The organism is Chitinophaga jiangningensis (genome assembly GCF_900142605.1).
Lineage (GTDB): Bacteria > Bacteroidota > Bacteroidia > Chitinophagales > Chitinophagaceae > Chitinophaga > Chitinophaga jiangningensis.
In genome coordinates this window covers 29329-50510 of the sequence record NZ_FRBL01000004.1, presented here as the reverse complement: position 1 = coordinate 50510, position 21182 = coordinate 29329, and the positions used below count along the sequence as shown (strand labels likewise).

General features: G+C 49.3%; 15 protein-coding genes. 6 read left to right on the top strand and 9 right to left on the bottom strand.

Annotation, left to right across the window (positions count from 1 at the left end):
• Window positions 1–2 precede the first annotated feature (2 nt).
• From BUB18_RS10490 to BUB18_RS10480, 3 genes are read left to right on the top strand one after another with little or no spacing between them, the layout of a single operon-like run.
• Window positions 3–1337, top strand: coding sequence for a TldD/PmbA family protein (locus BUB18_RS10490; protein ID WP_073080555.1), 1335 nt, complete (start codon window positions 3–5; stop codon window positions 1335–1337).
• 29 nt (window positions 1338–1366) lie between these two features.
• Window positions 1367–3001 (top strand): TldD/PmbA family protein, encoded by a 1635-nt coding sequence (locus tag BUB18_RS10485; protein ID WP_073080553.1) that lies wholly within the window; start codon window positions 1367–1369, stop codon window positions 2999–3001.
• Window positions 3002–3003: 2 nt separating this feature from the next.
• The gene (locus BUB18_RS10480) at window positions 3004–4341 is read left to right on the top strand and encodes a TldD/PmbA family protein (protein WP_073080552.1); all 1338 of its coding nucleotides are present in this window, start codon (window positions 3004–3006) and stop codon (window positions 4339–4341) included.
• Between the two features lie 40 nt (window positions 4342–4381).
• On the opposite strand, the gene BUB18_RS10475 is transcribed toward BUB18_RS10480, so the two are convergent.
• The 5 genes from BUB18_RS10475 to BUB18_RS10455 form a co-directional block, all read right to left on the bottom strand.
• Window positions 4382–6166, bottom strand: a complete 1785-nt coding sequence (locus BUB18_RS10475; RefSeq protein ID WP_073080550.1) for a RagB/SusD family nutrient uptake outer membrane protein — start codon at window positions 6164–6166, stop codon at window positions 4382–4384.
• Window positions 6167–6184: 18 nt separating this feature from the next.
• Window positions 6185–9637 (bottom strand): TonB-dependent receptor, encoded by a 3453-nt coding sequence (locus tag BUB18_RS10470; RefSeq protein ID WP_178372116.1) that lies wholly within the window; start codon window positions 9635–9637, stop codon window positions 6185–6187.
• 138 nt (window positions 9638–9775) lie between these two features.
• On the bottom strand, window positions 9776–10942 hold the full coding sequence (locus BUB18_RS10465) for a FecR family protein (protein ID WP_073080547.1): 1167 nt from the start codon (window positions 10940–10942) through the stop codon (window positions 9776–9778).
• A gap of 75 nt (window positions 10943–11017) precedes the next feature.
• Entirely contained in the window at window positions 11018–11596 is a 579-nt protein-coding gene (locus tag BUB18_RS10460; RefSeq protein ID WP_178372115.1) for an RNA polymerase sigma factor, read from the bottom strand.
• 110 nt (window positions 11597–11706) lie between these two features.
• Window positions 11707–12126, bottom strand: a complete 420-nt coding sequence (locus BUB18_RS10455; RefSeq protein WP_245805648.1) for a hypothetical protein — start codon at window positions 12124–12126, stop codon at window positions 11707–11709.
• Window positions 12127–12217: 91 nt separating this feature from the next.
• On the opposite strand from BUB18_RS10455, the gene BUB18_RS10450 reads away from it, so the two are divergent.
• Together BUB18_RS10450 and BUB18_RS10445 are read left to right on the top strand one after the other, a co-directional pair.
• Window positions 12218–13048, top strand: a complete 831-nt coding sequence (locus tag BUB18_RS10450) for an alpha/beta hydrolase (RefSeq protein ID WP_073080545.1) — start codon at window positions 12218–12220, stop codon at window positions 13046–13048.
• A 165-nt stretch (window positions 13049–13213) separates the two neighbouring features.
• Window positions 13214–14638 (top strand): MFS transporter, encoded by a 1425-nt coding sequence (locus BUB18_RS10445; RefSeq protein WP_073080544.1) that lies wholly within the window; start codon window positions 13214–13216, stop codon window positions 14636–14638.
• An 8-nt stretch (window positions 14639–14646) separates the two neighbouring features.
• Here BUB18_RS10445 and BUB18_RS10440 read toward each other — a convergent pair whose 3' ends face one another.
• Entirely contained in the window at window positions 14647–15363 is a 717-nt protein-coding gene (locus tag BUB18_RS10440; protein WP_073080543.1) for a 3-ketoacyl-ACP reductase, read from the bottom strand.
• A gap of 96 nt (window positions 15364–15459) precedes the next feature.
• Between BUB18_RS10440 and BUB18_RS10435 the strand changes: the two genes are divergently transcribed.
• Complete coding sequence (locus BUB18_RS10435; protein WP_073080542.1) at window positions 15460–16329, top strand: aldose 1-epimerase family protein; 870 nt, start codon at window positions 15460–15462, stop codon at window positions 16327–16329.
• 91 nt (window positions 16330–16420) lie between these two features.
• Here BUB18_RS10435 and BUB18_RS10430 read toward each other — a convergent pair whose 3' ends face one another.
• The 3 genes from BUB18_RS10430 to BUB18_RS10420 all read right to left on the bottom strand — a co-directional run bounded on the left by BUB18_RS10430 (window position 16421) and on the right by BUB18_RS10420 (window position 21171).
• Window positions 16421–16939: a hypothetical protein gene (locus BUB18_RS10430; RefSeq protein ID WP_073080541.1), complete on the bottom strand. Its 519-nt coding sequence runs from the start codon at window positions 16937–16939 to the stop codon at window positions 16421–16423.
• 77 nt (window positions 16940–17016) lie between these two features.
• Window positions 17017–20115: an efflux RND transporter permease subunit gene (locus tag BUB18_RS10425; protein WP_073080540.1), complete on the bottom strand. Its 3099-nt coding sequence runs from the start codon at window positions 20113–20115 to the stop codon at window positions 17017–17019.
• 9 nt (window positions 20116–20124) lie between these two features.
• Window positions 20125–21171, bottom strand: coding sequence for an efflux RND transporter periplasmic adaptor subunit (locus tag BUB18_RS10420; RefSeq protein WP_073080539.1), 1047 nt, complete (start codon window positions 21169–21171; stop codon window positions 20125–20127).
• Window positions 21172–21182: the final 11 nt, after the last annotated feature.

Sequence of the window (21182 nt, the reverse complement as noted above, 5' to 3'; positions counted from 1 at the left end):
CAATGGCAATTTTAAATAAAGAAGCAACCAAAGCCCTCCTGCAGAAAGTACTGTCTTTCTCCAAGGCCGACGAATGTGAGGTGAGTCTGCGCGGCACTGAAGGCGGTAACATCCGCTACGCCCGCAACGCCATCAGCACTGCCGGCGATATCAGCACCCTTACGCTCAGCGTAACATCCAGTTTCGGCAAGCGCTCCGGCACCGCCACCATCAACGAGTTTACAGATGAGGCCCTCAAACGCGTGGTAGCCCGTGCCGAAGAGCTGGCAAAGCTGGCGCCGGAAAACCCGGAATACATGCCGCTCCGCGGCCCCGCTGAGTTTAAAGATGCCCCCGGTTATGTGGACGCCACCGCGAATATGACACCGGACGACCGCGCCGAAGCCGTGGCAAAAAGTATCAACGTAGCAAAAGAAGCGAAGCTGGAAGCAGCCGGCTTCATCGAAAATACGACCGGCTTCAACGCCATCATGAACTCCAAAGGCCTGTTTGCCTACGATACCGATACCAACGTAGTGTTTACCATCACTACACGCAACAGCGCCGGTACTGGTTCCGGCTTTGCCGGCAGGGGCTTCAACGATTTCCGTAAACTGGATACCCACGAAGCTACCCGCATAGCCGCCATGAAAGCCAACAGCAGCGCGGAAGCCAAAGCCATCGAGCCGGGAAAATACACCGTTATCCTCGAGCCGATTGCCGCCACGTATATGCTGGAAAATATGTTCCGTGGCCTGGACGCACGTAATGCGGACGAAGGCCGCAGCTTCATGAGCAAACCCGGTGGCGGCAACCGCATCGGGGAGCAACTGATGGACGAAAAAGTAACCATCTATTCCGATCCTTTCTACCCGGAACTACCAGGTGCTACCTGGAACAGAGATGGTTTACCACTGGAAAAAACTACCTGGATTGATAAAGGCGTCGTGAAAAACCTTGCCTACTCGCCATTCTGGGCACAGAAAAAAGGCGTACAGCCGGTACCGATGCCTTCCAATATTATCATGGAAGGTGGTTCAGCTTCGCTGGAAGAGCTGATTAAATCCACAGAAAAAGGTATCCTCGTTTCCCGCCTCTGGTATATCCGCATGGTAGATGCACAAACGCTGCTGCTCACCGGCCTTACCCGCGACGGAACTTTCTATATCGAAAATGGTGAAATTAAATATCCGGTAAAAAACCTTCGGTTTAACGAGAGCCCGGTGATTATGCTGAATAATGTGGAGGCACTCGGCAAAACGGAGCGTAGCGTGAGTATCGAATCCTACAGAAGTTATATGATCCCACCTATGAAGGTGCGCGACTTTACCTTTACTTCCCTTTCGGATGCAGTTTAACAATTCGTCATTCACATAAAACTTAACCCATGAAAAGAAGAGATTTTCTACATCTCACCGGCATGGGGATCGGAGCGGGGATCTTATCACAGATCCCCGTTCTTGGTAAAGCGATCCCCCTTGAAACGCCGTGGCATACAGTAGACGTGGCCAAAAAGAAAGTTATGGCCGACATCGCACTGGACGCCGCCAGGAGTAAAGGAGCCACCTATACGGACGTACGCATCGGTCGTTACCTCAATCAGTTTGTTATCACCCGGGAAGACAAAGTGCAGAATGTTGTGAACACAGAATCCTTCGGTATTGGCATCCGCGTACTGGCCAACGGTTGCTGGGGCTTTGCCAGTACCGACGACCTGACCCCTGACAGCATCGCCCGCACCGCCGCACTGGCCGTTGCTATCGCTAAAGAAAACTCCCGTTTGATCACCACCCCGGTAGAACTGGCTCCGCAGAAAGGAGTAGGAGAGGTAAGCTGGAAAGCACCGATCCAACGCAACGCCTTTGACGTACCTATCAAAGAAAAAGCTGACCTGCTGTTGTCTGTCAACGATGCTGCACTGAAAGGTGGCGCCAACTACATCGGCTCTTACCTCTTCCTGGTAAATGAGCAGAAGTATTTCGCCAGCTCCGACGGCTCTTACATCGATCAGGACATCCACCGCATCTGGCCTACGTTCGACATCACCAAAATCGACAGTGCCACTGGTAAGTTCGAACGACGCGCAGCACTCAGCGCCCCACGCGGTATGGGCTATGAATACCTCATGCCCAATGAAGCGGAAAAAATTCATGGCGTAACTACGTTGTACCGTAACCGTTACGACATGCTGGAAGATGCCCGCCAGGGCGCCGCACAGCTGGCACAGAAAATGAAAGCAAAATCTGTGGAGCCGGGCAAATACGACCTGGTACTGGACCCGTCGCACCTCTGGCTCACCATCCACGAATCAGTTGGGCATCCTACCGAGCTGGACAGAGTACTGGGCTACGAAGCCAACTTCGCCGGCACCAGCTTCCTTACGCTGGATAAGTGGGAGTCGAAGAACTTTAATTTCGGCAGCCCTATTGTCAACATCAAGGCAGATAAGAAACAACCCGGTTCCCTCGGTGCGGTAGGCTACGACGATGAAGGCGTGCCTACGCAGGAGTGGGATATTATCAGGGATGGTAAGCTGGTAAACTACCAGGCCATCCGCGACCAGGCACATGTGATCGGCCTTGATCACTCACAGGGATGCTGCTACTCCCAGAGCTGGAGCGATGTACAGTTCCAGCGTATGCCTAACGTAAGTCTGCAGCCGGGCAGGCAACGCCTGTCGCCGCAGGACATCATTAAAAACGTAGAACGCGGCATCTTCATCGCAGGAGATGGCTCCTTCTCCATTGATCAGCAACGCTACAACTTCCAGTTTGGCGGTCAGTTATTTTACGAAATTAAAAACGGCGAAATCGTAGGCATGCTCAAAGATGTAGCCTACCAGAGCAATACACAGGAGTTCTGGAATTCCTGCAAAGCCATTGCCGACGAAAGGGATTACCGCCTCGGCGGCTCCTTCTTCGATGGTAAGGGACAGCCGGAGCAGGTGAGCGCCGTGAGTCACGGTTCCACCACTTCCCGTTTTAATGGAGTAAACGTTATTAACACAGCAAGAAAAATTTAACTATGCCTATCCTTACAAAAGAAGATGCGCAACAGTTACTGAAAAAAGTACTTGCTTTTTCAAAAGCTGATCAATGCGAAGTAAACATATTCGGCAGCAATAGCGGTAATGTGCGCTATGCCCGCAATGCGGTATCTACCAGTGGTGGTAATACCCTGAGCCAGCTGGTTGTATCATCGGCCTTTGGCAAACGCCTCGGCGTAGCCACCATCAATGAATATGATGATGCCTCGCTGGAAAAAGTGGTAAGGCGCTCCGAGGAGCTGGCAAAGCTGGCCCCGGAAAACCCTGAATTCATGCCTTTCCTGGAGCCACAGCAGTATGGCCCTGAAACACCTTCCTATGTGGAAGCAACCGCCGCGATGGACCCTAAAAAGCGTGCGGATATGGTAGCTGCTTCGCTGGACGTAGCCCGCAAAAACGGCCTGGTAGCCGCAGGCTTCCTGGAAAACACCGCCGCTTTCAGCGCGATGATGAACTCCAAAGGACTGTTTGCCTACCATACCAGCACCAACGTACGATTCACAGCCACCCTGCGCAGTGAAGACGGTACCGGTTCCGGCTATATTTCCAAAGGCGTAAACGACATTCGTAAATTAGATACAGGTGCCGGCACCACCATTGCCGCTAAGAAAGCCCTGGGCTCTAAAGGCGCCAAAGCCCTGGAACCCGGCAAATACACGGTGATACTTGAACCTGCGGCAGGCATCGTATTGCTGGAAAACATGTTCTATAACATGGACGCCCGCAGTGCCGATGAAGGCCGCAGCTTCCTCAGCAAGCCGGGAGGTAAAACCAAAGTAGGGGAAAAACTGGTGGACGAACGGGTGACCATTTACTCGGACCCCTGGCATCCGGAATTACCTACATCTCCCTACAGTAATGATGGCAGACCCATGGAAAAAATTACCTGGATAGAAAAAGGCGTGATGAAAAATGTGTTTTATTCCAGGTATTGGGCCGAAAAACAAAAAGCCAAACCTGTGCCCGGCCCTGATGGCGCTATCATGCTGGGTGGTACAAAAACGCTGGATGAGCTGATCAAAGAAACCGAAAAGGGCATCCTCGTAACCCGCCTCTGGTACATCCGCGAAGTAGACCCGCAAACGTTGCTATATACCGGCCTAACCCGCGACGGAACCTTCTACATCGAAAACGGTGAAATCAAATACCCGGTTAAAAACTTCCGCTTTAACGAAAGTCCGATCATTATGCTCAACAACCTAGAAGAACTGGGCATCTCCGAACGTACCATCAGTGGCGAAAGTAACCAGGAAGCAATGATTCCTCCGATGAAAATACGCGACTTTACTTTTACTTCCTTATCGGATGCTATTTAATCCGGAAACAAAAAAGGACGCCGTGCGGCGTCCTTTTTTGTTAATTCCAACCCGTCGTTTGTGCGAGATTGTTATTCAACTGAATTTCTTCCAGCGGTACAGGTTCGTTATAATATTTGTCGAGCCAGCCGGTAGGTACGGGGTAAAATACAACATACCCGTTGCTGTTCAGTGTAATCGGTGTGCCGGCGCCATAGTCGCTCACTTTCACCTTTGCACCGAGTAGCTGCTTGTTAAAATATTCTCCCTTTTTCCAGCGTTTCAGGTCATTGAAACGGAAGCCATCGCCCATCAGCTCTACCCGGCGTTCTCTTCTGATTTCCCATAACACGGGGTTCACACCCGGATCTCTTTTACTATCGAACGCCGCATCAATACTGGCTACGGTCATTGCCGGCAATCCCGCTCTGGGGCGCAGTTTATTGATGGTGATATCCGCAATGCCCTGGCTGAATGCACCCAGCTCCCACATCACCTCTGCGTAGTTGAGCATCACTTCTTCAATCCTGAATACAGGGAAGTCGGTAGTGGCTACACCGGTAGTACTTACGTCCGTAAAAGTGTTATAGGGTTTATAGTAATAATACCCGGTAGCGGTGTTCATAAAGCCCTGTGAGCCGGTAGTTTTATCGTTCAGGAAATGCGGGGCCCTGTACAGGTAATAGCCTGCCCAGTTCACCACCGGCAGCCTTTTTCTATTGACATCGTTACCTGGAAGGGTAGCCATAAAATCGATGTACTCATAATCGGAAGGCACACTGGTACGGGTAAACGAAGTTACCTGCCCGGAGGCGATTACTCTATATGGAGGCAGTACCGTGAAATACAACCTGCGGTCTCTTTTCCTGAATTCGGCATTCATGGTTGAATCGCTGTAGCCGGTAGTGGTAGTGCTTACCGGGCGGCCATCGGTACAGAGGTAGCTTTCCACCGCGTCTTTCGACAGGTCAGTACCCCAGGAGGAAGTACGGACAAAGCGCGTAGCGTTATGTCCTGTTTGCCCCGTGATGTATTGCCTTGCCAGGATGATGCCGGCCTTGCCTGTCAGGTCTTCGGAATTAAACACATCATCGTAACTGCTCATCACCGCCGGGAAGGAAGTAAGCAGTTTTTCAGAATAGGTTTTGCAGGCATTCAGGTAGGCATCAGCACCGGCCAGATTATGGTATTTACGCCAGGTGCCTTCAAATAAACCAAAGCGCGAAAGCAGCGCACGCACTACATGTACGTTCACCGTATTGGCGCCATCGCCATCCGGTTTGATGTGCGATTCTGCCCATACCAGGTTGTCGAGTATGTTTTTCGCCACTTCGTCGCGGGGGGTTCTCGGGCCATACAGTACGCTGGCAGAAGTGTCCGTAACTTTATGTTCAATCCATGGAATATCGCCATAGGCTGCTAATAAATCATAGTACCGGTAAGCCCGGAAAAAATAACCCACACTGCGGTAATGGTCTTTATCTGCCTGACTCATCGACGACTGGTCGATGTTATCCAGCATCACGTTCACCCTTCTGATAAAAGTAAAATCCCACTGGGAGCTGGAGGTATTGGTAGGAATGATTTTCAGCTGAAATGCATAGGGCGATTTATTGGCAACGTTGTACCCGTTTACCATATTGTCGGAGTTCAGTTCGCCGGAAGGCGCATCTGTGCCATAGGCTGGCAGCACGTCGTAGCAGCCCCACAGGTAAGTTTTGAAGTTGTCCGCTGTTTTAAAGGCAGTGGCTTCTGTTAACTGATCCAGTGGCAGTTTATTGAGATAATCTTTATTACAACTGCCGGCTGCAAACAAAGCCAGTAATAGGAATATATTCTTTTTCATTGCACGCATTTTAAATCATTAAAGAGAAGCATTTACCCCAAAGGAGAACATGCGCATAATCGGGTAGTTAATACCATAACCTTTATCCTCTGTAGAGGTAGGATCCATGCCTTTAGGCATTTTGCTGAAAGTAAAGAGGTTTTCCCCACTGAAAAATACCTGTAACCGGGTAAAGGAGATGCGTTTCAATAATGTTTCCGGCACGGAATAGGACAAGCTCAGGTTTTTAATGCGGAGATAGGCGGCATTGGTGAGATACCTGGTTTGTACCAGCTTGTTGATAGCAGAGTTACCGGCAGCTTTTGCATAGATACGGGCAAAGTGCGCGTTGGTATTAGTAGGTGTCCAGTAATCCAGCTGGTTATCGTAAATAGTACCAAACTCATAGTTGTACGGGAAAGTCAGGTTGTTACTGATCCAAAGATCGCGCTTACCTACGCCGGCAATGGCGAAGGAAAAATTCCAGTTCTTATAACCTACGCCACCGTTGATGCCGTATTGCATCGCCAGTCGTGTATTACCTATTACGGAGAGATCGCCGGGTGCGCTTACGGTATTTTGCCCGTTGGTGATCACCCCGTCTCCATCAAAATCTCTAAACAGCACATCACCGGGATTAGGGGTAACCAGGGCGGTACCATTCCGGATCTGTTTGGGAATACCGGCTTTAATGACGCCGTTTTCAAAGTCTGTTTCCTGATACAGCCTGTCGGTAGTATAACCCCACAGCTCAGTCATATCTTTTCCTACATAGTAGGTGCTGAGCGAGCCGGCTTTGTTGTTATCGAATTTGGTGATTTTGGATTTGAAGTCGTAGAGGTTAGCATTTACGTAGTAGTTAAAGTCACCTACTTTATCCCGCCATTCCACGGCAATTTCGTATCCCTGTGATTGCAGGTTGGCAGCGTTTTGCAGCGGGGCTCCTGTACCTAATACAGCAGGCAGCTGAATGGCATTGGTGAGCATGTTTAACGTCTGGCGTTTATACCAGTCGGCAGTGAGGTTAATGCGATTATCATATAAACCAATGTTCACGCCGTAGTTAATGGTTCTTACGGTTTCCCAGGTGAAGTTAGGGCTGACCAGGCCCGGAGTGCCAAGTGTAGTGGGCCTTGCGCCACCGGTTAACCAGCTGGCCAGGTACGGCTGCATCGCATCGAGGAAGCGGTACGGCTTAATATCCTGGTTGCCCACCTCTCCCAGGGATATACGCAATTTTAAATCGGACAGTATCGGTTTCAGTGATTGCATGAAAGGCTCTTCTGATACTCTCCATCCGGCGGAACCAGAAGGGAAGTAGCCCCAGCGGTGGTTTTCAGGGAATTTCGAAGACCCGTCTGTACGGCCGTTAATCTCCAACAGGTATTTCCCTTTATAGTCGTAGTTGAAACGTCCGAAAAATCCGAGTACACTCCATTCCTCATAGCCATCGTTGGCGGTGAGGTTACCTATCGCTGTAGCAATGGAAGGCAGGTCCACAGAAATCATCTGTGTTTTGTTGGCCCAGAGGTTTTCCAGGAACTGATCGTCCTGGTTGAAACCCGCCATAATGGTGAAGTTGTGATTTTTGAACGATTTGTTATAATTCGCATAGATGTTGAGCGTACGCCTGTCTGTATTCGAGTTGAATTTATAGAATGCTGCATTATTTGCCGGTACGGTAGTTTTTACCACAAATTCGCTGATGTCGGCATAGTTAAATGATTTATTATAGCTGGTAATAGCCCGGCGGAGATTTTCAAACAGGTATTCACCGGTAATGGTTAATCCTTTTACAGGTTTAGCGATTACTTTTCCCATCAGGCGGATATCATCATACCTGTCTTTGGAGGGCACACTGTTAAGCAACAGGTTTTTGGGTGTACCCGTAGGATACAACACGCCGTTGATGGTCATGGTATCCACGAGTGGGGTATAGGAGGGGCTGTTGCTGGCGATGTTCCAGAGCCAGGAGCTGTTAGGGTCCGACTTGGTAGAGGTGTAATAACTCACATCTCCCTGGAGGGTGAGCCATTTGGTGACATCGGAGCTGATGTATGATTTTACGTTGTAGCGCTGGTAGGAATCTGCGCTACTGGTCATGATACCATCCTCCTGCACTGTTCCGATGGAGAGGCGGTAGGCGGTTTTTTCCGTGCCACCGCTCACGGCGAAGTCATGCATTTTCTGCACGCCGGCATTGTCAAACAGCTGCTTAATCACATCAGCAGGTGCCAGCTGGTAGCGGATGCCGGCATCCATCGTATAGCCATTAGGGTATTTGGATGGATCGGCATTGTAATCCTGGATGAACTGCAACCACTTGTCCACGTTTTGGCCGGTCCAGTAGGCGGCATAGCCCATGTCTTTATACGCCTGCACGGTCGCCAGCGGACTGGCTTTTTTAGGAATGGAGCTCGGCGTGGAGAAAGTGAAGTTGTTGCTATAGTCAAATCGTACTTTATTGTTTTTACTGCCTTTCTTCGTTGTGATCAGGATGACCCCGAAGGCAGCGCGGGCGCCGTAGATGGCGGCGGAGCCGGCATCTTTCAGTACTGTTACCGTTTCAATATCATTGGGGTTCAGCATGTTCATAGGCGCGCTGAAAGGGATATTGTCCACCAGGATGAGTGGTCCGCCGCCGTTGATACTGGTAGTACCTCTGATATTAAAGTTAAAGCCGCCGCCTGGTTCGCCGGTGGTGGAGGTTACTTCCAGCCCGGGCACCACGCTTTGCAGGAGGGCACCGGTAGTGCTGGTGGGGCGGTTACCTGCCAGTTCCTCCATTTTAACGGTGTTAACAGCGCTGGTAAGGTTTGATTTTTTCTGTGTACCGTAACCGACGATTACCACCTCATCGATTTTCTTATCGGCCGGTTTCAGGATGATGTCGATTTTTCCTGATTGCGACACGGGTACCTCCGCAGGTTCATAACCCATGAAAGTGATGACCAGCGTGCCACCTTTCTGGGGCACGTTCAGGGAAAAGTTCCCGTTTACATCCGCGGCGGTACCTAGGCTGGTGCCTTTCAGTGCCACGCTGGCACCGGGGAGGGGCTGGCCTTTCTCGTCCGTAATGCGGCCCCGCACTACGAGGTCGGCTACAGACAATACTGCCGGCAGGATATTCTTCTTTTCTTTGATAACAATCGTTTTGTCGACCACACTGTAATCGAATGGCTGGCCTATAAAGCACAATCCCAGCGCCTTTTCCACCGGCATATCACTGATATGGAGGTTTACAGGGTTGGCATGGTCGAGCAGGCGGCTGTCGAACCAGAACTCATACCCCGTTTGCTTTGTGATGGTACGCAGCACCTTTTCCAGCGATGACTTATCAGCCCTGATAGTCACATTTTGCCCGTTTGTTTTGGCGGACAATTGCAGGCAAACAGATAAAAGAAATAACATCGTCGTTTTCATGATCAATAGCTTCTTTAAGAAAGTCCATTGGTGGAATCCCCGTTGAGCCGGGGAATGGAGGAAATTCATACATTTGTTTTTAGGCGTGGACAATAATGGCTTCTTCCCGGAGCCGTGTTTACGATGTGAATTTTTGTGCATGCCTGATCCTGCCGGAGGCCGTCCCATGGCTTCCGGTATTTATTACAGGGCATGCAGCCCTAATAATTATGGCAGTACAATCAGTCTTTTCCCCTCCAGTCTGAAGCGTATCCCATTTAGCTCCATGAGGGTGAGGATGGTGGCAAGACTCTTGTCGCGCGAGATGCTGACCGTAAAGTACCTTGGTGGAATAGTACCTTCATATACGATCTCAACATTGTACCATCTGGCCAGTTGTTTTAATACAGACTTCAGCTCCTCGTGATTGAACCGGAATTGCTGATGTTGCCAGGCAAGTGCTTCCTCGAGGTCGGCATCTTCCTGTACCTGAATTTTATTATCACTGGCGATGGCTTGCTGACCGGCGGTCAGCATTTTCATTGTTCCTGAATTATTTTGGCTGACTTGTATTTTCCCTGTTACGAGGGTTGTTTTTGTGGTTGACTCATCTTCATATGATTTGATATTAAATGCTGTTCCTAACACTGTAATCTGCTGTCCTTTAGCTGTTTTTACTATAAATGGCCTGGTGGAGGGCACTACGTCAAAATAGGCTTCGCCGCTGATGTTGACGAGCCTTTCGTTGTTGGTAAAGGGCACCATAAACGTAACGGTGGTGGCTACGTTAACGGTAAGGCCGGACCCATCCGGCAGGGTAACCCGTAAGGGGCGGCTACCTCTGGGAACCGTGATGGTGGCTGGCTCTGGTTGTTTGGTGTGGTTATCCTGGTATACGATGCTGTCGTCGCCCAGTTTTTTGCCGGTACCGATGCCGGTACCTGTTTGTATGCTGTCAATATAAACACGTTTACCATTGCTGAGAGTAATATAGGCCTGTGTTCCTGCAGGGGAGGGGATATCGGCTGTCAGCTTGCCGGTTTGGTAGGGAGCTGTTACCGTAACCTCCGGCTGCTGGTAGCGGTAATACCCGAAACCACCGGCGATCAGTAGTCCTGCTACGGCCGCAGCATACCAATATTTCCTGGCATAACTGATTTGTTTCACCGGGGTGGTGGTTTGCGCCTGCACCTGTTCCCAGATGCTGTTTCTGGCGTCGAGGATGCGCAGCAGCTCCGTTTTTACCTGCTCCTCATCGGAGAATTCGGCCAGCAGGCGTTGGTTAGCTTCGCTGGCACCAGCCCAAAGCTGCAGCTGCTGCTGTTCTTCAGCAGTGAGTTCACCTGACAGGTATTTTAAAATTAATGTGACTATTTCATCGTTCTTCAATTGCATCGACGGCATTTTACGCGGCTCTATGCTATAAACACCGCCAGTTGGTAATTGTCCCGGAAAAAATTCAACTTTTTTTTAACGCGCCAGGAGAATGAGCAAATACAGTAACTCCTGCTTCAATAATTTGGTACGGAGCTGCTTGATAGCTTCCGTTTTCAGATTTCGGACGGTCTTTTCAGCAATGCCTGTCTGTTCCGCGATTTCGGTGTTTTTAAGCCCTTTAAGGCTCAGTTGCATGATCTGTGGCATCTTACCCGGCAGCAAAGCTATCTCCTGGTAAAGCCGGTTGTAAATCTCTGTTCTGATGGTGGTAACGTCCCCTGAAGGAGCTGGTGTTGTTTCCAGCAAGGCCAGTTCCTGGTGGCGGCGTTGCAGTCGTGCTTCATCCCGCAGGTGATTCAGGCAGGCATTCCTAGCAATGGTGAATAAAAGCCCGCGTACATTGGAACCGGGGGCAATAGTGCTCCGTTTGTTCCAGAGCTTTACAAATGTTTCAATGGTAATATCTTCTGCTGCCTGCCTGTTTTCGAGGTACTTCATGGAGAAGTTGATCACCTCGGGGAAGTAATAGTTATACAGCTCTTCAAAAGCGCTCCGGTCGTTGTCTGCCAGTCGCTCCAGTATCAGCATGTCAGTTGGTAGGTAGTCAGGCATCAGCATTCATCAGCTATCCGCTGCAAAATAAGAAAAGGAGGCGTACCCCGCAATTATTCTTTTCATGTAGGAGAGTGGCCCGGCTATTGTTTTTTAGGGAGATGTAAGGGCTATCCTTCTACAATCTCCTCGTCCTCCTCCTTGTGGGTAGGGTGGTAATACCCGTAATAAAACGCCAGCACCAGCACGCCCAGTGTAAACGGGACCATCGCCAGGTGTTTAAACGTTACTGCACCAAAAACGATTTTTTCATCAAAATGCAGAAACTCGCTGATCATCCAGTAGGAGTTGGCGCTGATCCAGAAGGTGATGGCCAGGTTATGCGTCAGCTCCGCCATGTATTGGCGGGTACGCCAGGCGATGATGATCGAAATAATCAGGGTGGGAAAAATCATGGCTATCCCCAGTGGCTTCCATACCATACACCAGCCGATATCTTTTAACAGCCAGAAAACGATGTGCAGGTTCTCCATTTTCCGGTAGCGCAGCGGAATACTATACACCGGTGAGCCGGTATTCTCTTTACTCATGTTTGGTTGTATTGCAGATTTTGGGCTTAAAGATATTGTTTATCTTCGTTTTACGCCATAACTGTTATCTCTCAAAAGAAAATTCATCTGCATGACAGGCAACGAATTCTACTGGACAGCCCGCAATACCCGCTTTCACGGAATACAATGGGTACCCGAACAATACAGCCATGTGATGATCATTGTGCATGGAATAGGGGAGCATATAGGCCGCTACGATGCGGTGGCTGCCTACTTCGCTGATAAAGGCTATGCCGTTACGGGGATCGACCACTACGGACACGGCGGCACCGACGGCCTGCGGGGAGCCACCAGGGGGCTGGATTTTACTATGGACTACCTCAATGATTTTCTCTGGCATGTGCAGGACCTGTATAACAAGCCGGTAGTTATGTACGGCCATAGTATGGGCGGGGGCATGCTCACAGGCTTCCTGCTGCGCAAACAACCCAATATTGAGGCCGCCGTTATTTCAGCACCGGCGCTGATCGTGGCCAGGCGCCCGGGGCCGCTGCTGAGAGCCTTCCTGCGTGTAGCCGCCACTATCCTGCCCAACCTGCGAATCAGCCAGGGGCTCGATATCACAAAAATTTCCCATGATGTGCAGCAGGTGGAAAAATTCAGGGCGGACCCGCAACGGCACGACAGAATGAGCCTGCGCCTGGCAAACGATATGATTGTAAATGGACTGTGGTGCCTGCATCATGCTAAAAACCTGCAGGTGCCCAGCCTGCTGATTCACGGTAGCGCCGATGAACTCACGGCCGTGGAGGGCTCCCGCCTCTTCGCGGAAAGAGCGCCGCAAAACCTGATCACCTATAAGGAATGGCCGGGGGATTATCATGAACTGCACAATGAGGTGAATAGCAAAGATGTACTGTTCTATATCAATAAATGGTTAACGCATCACCTGGAATTATAACGGTAACGGATCGACTATCCGTCACCGCTCTGATATCTCCCGAAGGAAAAAAAGGAACTAATATTAACACAGCTGGTTTAAAAAAATAGTTGTTAAGTTTTCGGTTGTAGCCAGGTTGATACCGAGCTACTTTTGCTGCATTACTTCAGCAATTTTATTTTATTTATGAAAGCTACTGTTAATAAGTGGTTAGCACTTGTTGTGGTGCTTACTGCGCCCTTATTGTATGTGATTGATATTTTTGTGATTAATATCGCCATACCCACCATTAAACGCCAACTTCACGCATCTGATGGAGAAATACAACTGGTGATAGCGGCCTACTTGTTAGGAAGTGCCTGCTTCCTGATTATCGGAGGACGGGCAGGTGATTTCTTAGGTAAAAAGAAAGTTTTCTTTTGGGGAATGTTCGCTTTTACTATTACCTCCTGCATTTGTGGATTGAGCCAAAATGCAACACAGCTAAATATAGCCCGTTTCCTTCAGGGAGTGAGTTCCGCATTTATGGTGACGCAATCTATTTCACTTATCCAGCTTTTATTCACGGAGAGTAAAGAAAGAGCAGCCGCTATCGGTTGGTACGGCATAACATTAAGTATTGCGGCAATTATCGGACAGGTGTTGGGCGGATACCTGGCAGAAACCCATTTAGTGATAGCAGGTTGGCGTTTGATATTTTTTATCAATCTTCCTGTCGGTATTTTATCGCTTTTTGCCATTCATTTTTACCTGGCAGAAACCCCAAGACTGGAAGGAATAAAATTTGATTATAAAGGAGCAGTGGTGTTAACGATTGGCCTCGCCTGCCTGATATACGCGTTGACCGAAGGTCGGGATAGTGGCTTTCCTTCCTGGTTTTTTTGGTTATTGCTTGCGTCAGTATTATTACTCCTTTACTTTGTTGCCATTCAAAAAAGAAAACTGGCAAACCGGGAGTTCCCACTGATAGATGTGTTGCTTTTCAAATTAATGGATTTTAGGATCGGGTTATTTGCAGTCCTATTCCATTTCATGTTTCATACGGCCTACCTGTTAATTATTGCAGTGTATTTACAAAGTGGCCTGGGAGTAGATGCGGTCGCCTGTGGAATGTATTTTGTACCGCATGCCATTTTCTTCATGATCTCATCTATGATTGCCGGTAAACTGCTTCCAAGGTATGGGAAATCAATATTACAGCTCGGCCTGGGGATTATCTTACTATCATTTTTGTTACAGATTTTCTTTTTCACAGCTTACGACAGGCCGTTGGTATCCATGTTGTTTTTAGCCATATACGGCTTGGGTAATGGTTTTGTATTACCCTTTTTACTGAACGTGGTGTTAAACAATATTAGTCAGGAAGATGCCGGCGCAGCTTCGGGAATATTTTCAACTTTTCAACAAACAGCATCTGCATTAGGCATTAGTATCATTGGTGGTATCTTTTATGCAGTGCTGGACACTCATACAAACAACAATAACTATCTGCCGGCATTACAAATGGGACTGGCAGCAGGTATTGTTTGCTTATTAGTCGTTTGGAGAATGTTGTCGATACTTCCGGATACAGGTAAGCCTGTACATGAAGCTGCGCACGGTATTGATTAAATTACAAATTAAGGATTGGTAGAAAACAGGGTCGCTGATTTCAGCAGTACTCTTCTGTTCAGCTTCAGCTGCGCCACTACTACTTCTGCCAGGTCTTCCGGCTGCATTACCTTCTCCGGATTGCCATCCGTCAGGTTCAGTTCTTTAGCCATATCGGTAGCGATGGTGCTGGGAGTTAAAGCACTCACGCGGATATTATGTTTGCGTACTTCCAGCATCAGCGACTCCGTCATGCCCAGCAGGCCAAACTTGGAAGCGCTGTAGGCGCTGGTGGCAGGCGCACCTTTCTGGCCGGCAGTAGAAGAAATATTGATGATGTCACCTGTTTTTCTGTCGATCATTGATGGCAGCACCGCGCGGGTAACATAATATGCCCCGAGCAGGTTTACCTGGATGATCTCTTCCCATCTTTCAGGAGTGAGGTCCATAAAGCCACCGAAGGAGGATATGCCGGCATTATTTACCAGGATGTCGATTTGGCCCAGCTCGGCCGTAAGACTGGCAACGGCTGCATTAACTTCGTCGATTTTTGCCACATCGCCGGTGGCCACCGCTGCTTTTACGCCCTGCTGGCGTACTGCTGCTGCTACTTCTTCCAATGGCCCTGCTGAGCGGCCCATCAGGGCAATATCCACGCCTTCTGCCGCCAGTGCTATCGCAATGGCACGGCCAATTCCTTTACCGGCGCCGGTGATGAGGGCTTTCTTACCTTTTAATGATTCCATATACACTATTTTATTTTTTGCACTTGTTTCGGATTCATGCTTACCGGTTTGCAATTTACAGATTATCTTCGTGGCTTAGCATTAAATAACTGTGTCATGATTCGGCTTTCCAATGAAAAACTAACGGTTACTATCGCAGAAAAAGGAGCGGAAATTCAAAGCATCCTCCGCAATGATACCAACCAGGAATATATGTGGAGCGGTAATCCCGATTTCTGGGGAAAGAAAAGCCCCGTGCTGTTTCCCATCGTCGGCGGACTCCTCGGTAATAAATATTCTTATAACGGTAACGAATACTCACTGGGCAGGCACGGGTTCGCAAGGGATATGAACTTTGTAGTCACAGAACAAGGCCCCGATAGTGTGCTCTTCTCCCTGATAGACAATGAAGACACCCTAAAGGTTTACCCTTTTCATTTTATTTTCAGTATTCGCTATGTGCTGGAAGAAAATACACTCTCCGTTACCTATCATGTAAAAAATACCGGAGAGGATATGATGTATTTCTCTGTTGGGGCACACCCGGCTTTCCGTGTGCCGCTGGCAGACGGGTCAGCATTCACCGATTATTATTTGGAGTTTAGTCAGCCGGAAAGTGCCGGTAAATGGCCACTCTCCCCGGGTGGACAAATAGAAACCACCCCTGTGCCGTTTCTGCAGGGCACCACAAAGCTGCCGCTCACCAAACCCATGTTTTATGAGGATGCGCTGGTGTTTAAAAACCTCGCCTCCAATAAAATCTCCATTAAAAGTGATCTGACTGTTTATGGCCTCACTGTGCAGTTCGACGGGTTCCCCTATATGGGCATCTGGTCCGCTAAAGATGCGGACTTCGTGTGTATAGAGCCCTGGTGCGGTATTGCAGACAGTGTGAATACAACCGGGCAATTGCCGGACAAGGAAGGCATTAATGCCTTGCACCCGGGGCAGCTGTTTGACAGAACCTGGTCGGTAACGGTATATTAAACTGGTTATTTATCACGGACTTCCGGTTCTGATATAAAAGAAAACACCCCATCGCGTACAGCGATGGGGTGTTTTCTTTATGAATGGGAAATTAGAAATTATATCCTGCTTTCAGCCCCCAGAATCCACGGGTAGCATCTTTAAACCAGGCTTCATACTTACCTTCCACATCCAGGCCTAATACACGGATACCAACGCCTGGCGCAACCAGACCACCAATACCGTTGTAATCACCACCTGCATATTGTACGGTACCACCTTCTAATTTAACATAGAGAATGGAGATTAAATTATATCTTAATCCCAGGCGGATTGGAATAGCTTTTACGTCAGCCCAGTCAAAACTGTTACCGTTCGGACCTGTATAAGATTTGCCACCGAAATAAAAATAGCTCACAGAACCCACAGCAGTCAATCCAGCCACCAGTTTAATGTCGGCACCTATGCCAATGCCATAACCGGTTTTATTGGTTTCACTGAAATCTCCGGTGGGGAACCCGGCTTCTACAAACGGACCAATGCTAAATCTTTTTAATTGTGCCTGCGATGATTGTGCAGTCATGCAGATCACTAACAGGAAGGCAGCAACTGCCTGGAAGATTTTTTTCATAAGATCTAATTTTCAAGGAATTTGGTGATGTGCCAATTATCTGTAAATGTACATATTCCCTGATAATTTCCAATTATTTACACTTCTTCCAATTCCATCATCCTTGGTGCCGACTGCTGCCTGCCCGCCGCTGGTTCCACCTCAATTTTAGGTGGGATCAGCTTGTACACCACCGGCGTCACAATCCTCGACAGCAGGGTAGAGCTGATCAGGCCACCTATCAATACAATCGCCAGCGGTGCAATCAGCGGGTTGGTGCTGATCGCAATCGGAATCAGTCCACCAATGGCAGTTAAGGAAGTTAGCACAATAGGCAGGAAGCGTACTTCCCCTGCCTCACGGATCGCTGCTTCCAGCGTGTGCCCCTGCCGGCGCAGCTGGTTGGTAAAGTCCACCAGCAGGATGGTATTTTTCACTTCTATTCCCGCCAGTGCAATCAGGCCGATGATCGCAACAAACGAGAGGGAATTGCCGGTCATCCATAGCCCCAGCGCCGCCCCCACAATACCCAGTGGTATTACCGACAATACAATCAACGTGCTCTTAAACGTTTTGAACTCCAGTATCAGCACCGCCACAAACATAAACACGGTCACAATGATGATAGTCAGGAATCCGCCGAAAGAATCTTTTCTGCTCTCTACCTCACCGCCCATCTCATAGCTGTAACCTGCCGGCAGCTTCATTTTATCCATCTGTCCGATCACATCGTTGATCACCTTATCTGCCAGCATACCTTTTTTCACGAAGGCTGTAATCACCACCATCCTGTTCTTTTCATGATGGCGTATTACCAGTGGCGATGTTTCCATTTCCAGCGTAGCTACCTGTGATAAAGGAATGGCTACACCCTGGTTATTGTTCACAAACAGGTCCCGAAATACATCCAGTGTAGGCTTGCCCGTTTTTTCCCTCGTCAGCAAAATATCGTAGTCGTTATCGTTTTTATCATTGTAACGCCCGAGGTTGATACCTGCTACTGCCAGTCGCACCGTTCTGTCGATGCTGGCTGTTGGAATGCCCAGCTGTTGTGCCTTTTCCCGGTTGATCTTCACCCGGATGTCGGATTTCAGATGGGTTACCTGGTTGTTGATATAAAGTGTACCGTTCGTTTTTTCCAGCATCTTTTCCACCTTCTCCGCCAGGGTACGCAGCGTGTCCAGGTTATCACCGGATACCCTTACTTCCACCGGCGCGGCCATTGGTGGCCCCTGTTCAAAATTCTTCACTTCAATTTTGGCTCCCGGAAAAGGTGTCCACTGTTTGCGGAGCTTTTCGATCAGCTCCAGCTTGGCGGCAGGACTGGTATGCGGGTCGAGCTGTACAAACAGCTGCGCATAATCGCTGCGTTCATTTTCCGGCACCTCATTGTAATAAATCCTGGGGTTGCCCTTGCCGATATTGCTGGCTACATATTTCACGGCGCTTTCCTGGTGGAGTACTGCTTCCAGCTTACGGGCAATGCTGTCTGTATACTCCAGGCTGCTTTGTGGCGGCGCAATCACATTCACCAGGAACTGTGGTTTTTCAGAAGAAGGGAACAGGCTGAAACCCACTATTTGTAATACCCCAATAGACCCCGCAAAAATTACCAGTGATACAATTACCGTCAGCACCGGACGATGCAGCGCTTTATCCAGCAAACGCGCATAGCTGCCATGGATCATCCGCTTCAGGGCGCGCATGAAGATATTTCCTTCCGGATTAGCATGCTGCTTCAATAACCGGCTCGCCAAAAATGGAATAATGGTAAGCGAAACAGCCATAGAGGCAAGTACGCTGAAAATCACTGCCAGCGGTAATCCCCGGATAAAATCTCCGGCGCCTTCCGGCATAAATACAATCGGCATAAATGCAATGATGAGTGTGGCGGTGCAGCCTACTACTGCCAGGCCTATCTGAGAGGTGGCTTTCAGTGTGGCTTCCATGCGACTATGCCCTTCCAGCATCCAGCGTTCAATATTTTCAATCACCACAATGCTGTCATCCACGAGCAGTCCCAATGCCACCACCAGGCCTACAATGCTGAGCTGGTTCAGGTTGTAACCGAAGAGTTGCAGCAGTACTATGCCTATGCTCAGCGACAGTGGAATGGAAATCATCACGATGATAGCCGGCCGTTGGCCCAGTGGTAATAACGTTATCGCCACGAGTAGTATAGCGATGAGGAAGTCCTTGCCAAGCCCTGCCAGCCGGGAGTTTACGGCGTCAGCCTGGTTGAAGTAGGTAACTAAATCAATATTGGCCGGCAATGTTTTTTTGAAGGCAGCAATCACCGGTTCATAATCCAGCTTTGTTTTGCTGATGTTTTCCCCGGTTTTCTGAGCGGCGGATACTACCACGCTGCGATGCCCGTTTAGGCGCACAAAGTATTTTTCATCATCGAAACCATAGTATACATGCGCAACATCTTTCAGGAAGATGTTTTTGCCGCCGGCCGCGGCTACAATGGTGTTGGCTATTTCTTTCAGGTCGTTGTAGTTGCCGCTGGTTTTAATGTTGAAGCTTTTTTCACCGGCATCAATACTGCCTCCGGGGATGTTGGCCATTTCACTCTGTACCGCGCCCATAACGGCATCTACGGGAATGTGCAGCTGCGCCATTTTATCCAGCTGTAATTCAATGCGTACCTGTTGATCAGGCAGGCCATGAATTTTTACATTCTTCAGCGCCGGTACTTTTTCCAGGTTTTCCTGCAGCTTGTCCGCATAAAAGCGAAGCTGATCGCGGGAGGCGCTCTCTGATATCAGTGCTGTTTGCAGGATGTTTACATCCGAGGGCTCCTGTTTTTTCACTTCTATGCTGAAAATGTCCGCGGGCAGCTGGCTCCGCATGCTGTTTACCTCGCGTACCAGCTCCTGGTATTTCTGCTCTACATCAGAGTTGTATTTGTAATCTACCTGGAGGATAGCCACCCCATCGTTGATGGTGGTGCGCAGGCGTTTGATGTTTTCCAGGCTGTAGATATTTTTCTCCAGCGGATCTACTACGAGGTCCTCCATGTCTTTAGGACTGGTGCCCGGGTAAATCACTACCACAGAGAATTGCGGGGATTTCATCTCCGGGTCTTCGGAGCGCGACATGTTCATGATGGTACTGATGCCCAGTACAATGATCATGATGAATATCACCAGGGTGAACTGGTAATTTTTTACGGCGTATTTAGAGATTTTCATGCGTGCGGATTATTGGATGATGCGGATGGGTGACTGGTCTTTGAGATACGCGCTACCGGAGATGATCAGTTTAGCTGCTGTTTCAATGCCGCCGCTGATGAGCACCTGGTCTTTTTCCATACCGGCCACTGTTACCGGTACTTTATGGGCCGTTTTGTTATCGTTGGTAACAAATACAAATCCACTGCTGCCGTTGCCATCCAGCAGGGCGGCGTAGGGGATTCGCCACAGGCCGGAGGTATCGGCGGCAGCTGTTTGTATGGTACATCTGCCAAACATGCCGGCCGCAATGGCAGTAGGTTTGGCGCCGGTCAACTGCACATCAATGGTGAAAGTGCCGCTTTGTGGATCAATACCTTCCGATTTACGTACTACCGTAGCCGGCAGGGAATTGCCTTTTGCTGATTCAGTTGCAATGGTAGCAGGATCACCTTTTTTAACGCTGGCCCATTCCGCATCGCTGACGCCTATACGAAGTATCCAGTGTGCGTTTTGTGCGCCGTTGATTTGCAGTACGGGCGTACCCGGACTAATCACCTGCCCGGTGTTGGCGAGTTTATGCAGTACAAAACCATCCTGGGTGGCGTGAATGGCAGAGTAGGAGAGATTGAATTTTGCAGATGCCAGTTGCTGCTGTGCCAGGTCCAGCGCAGTTTTGGTGTTCTGCAGCTGTTCCAGGGTGGCAACGCTGTCTTTATACAGGTTATTGGTTCGCTGGTAGTCCCTTTGTGCTTTTTCAAAAGCGAGGGAGGCCTGTTGCACCTGTGCATTTACCTCGGTGAGATTGAGGGTGGCGAGTAGTTGTCCGCGGCGAACGGGGTCGCCTTCTTTTACCAGTATACTGTTGATGATACCGCCGGTTTTAAAGGAGAGATATACCTCATCGTCCGTGGTGAACTGCCCGGAAGCGTGAATGGTTTGCATTCCTCCATGCTGTTGAAGGGCCATTGTTTTTACCGGGATGATGCTGGTACTGTCCTGCTGCGTTACTTCGGGTTTAGTGCCGCAGGCAGCCAAGAATGCGGATATAGCTATAGCGATTGGAAATTGTTTCATGGGAGTACGAT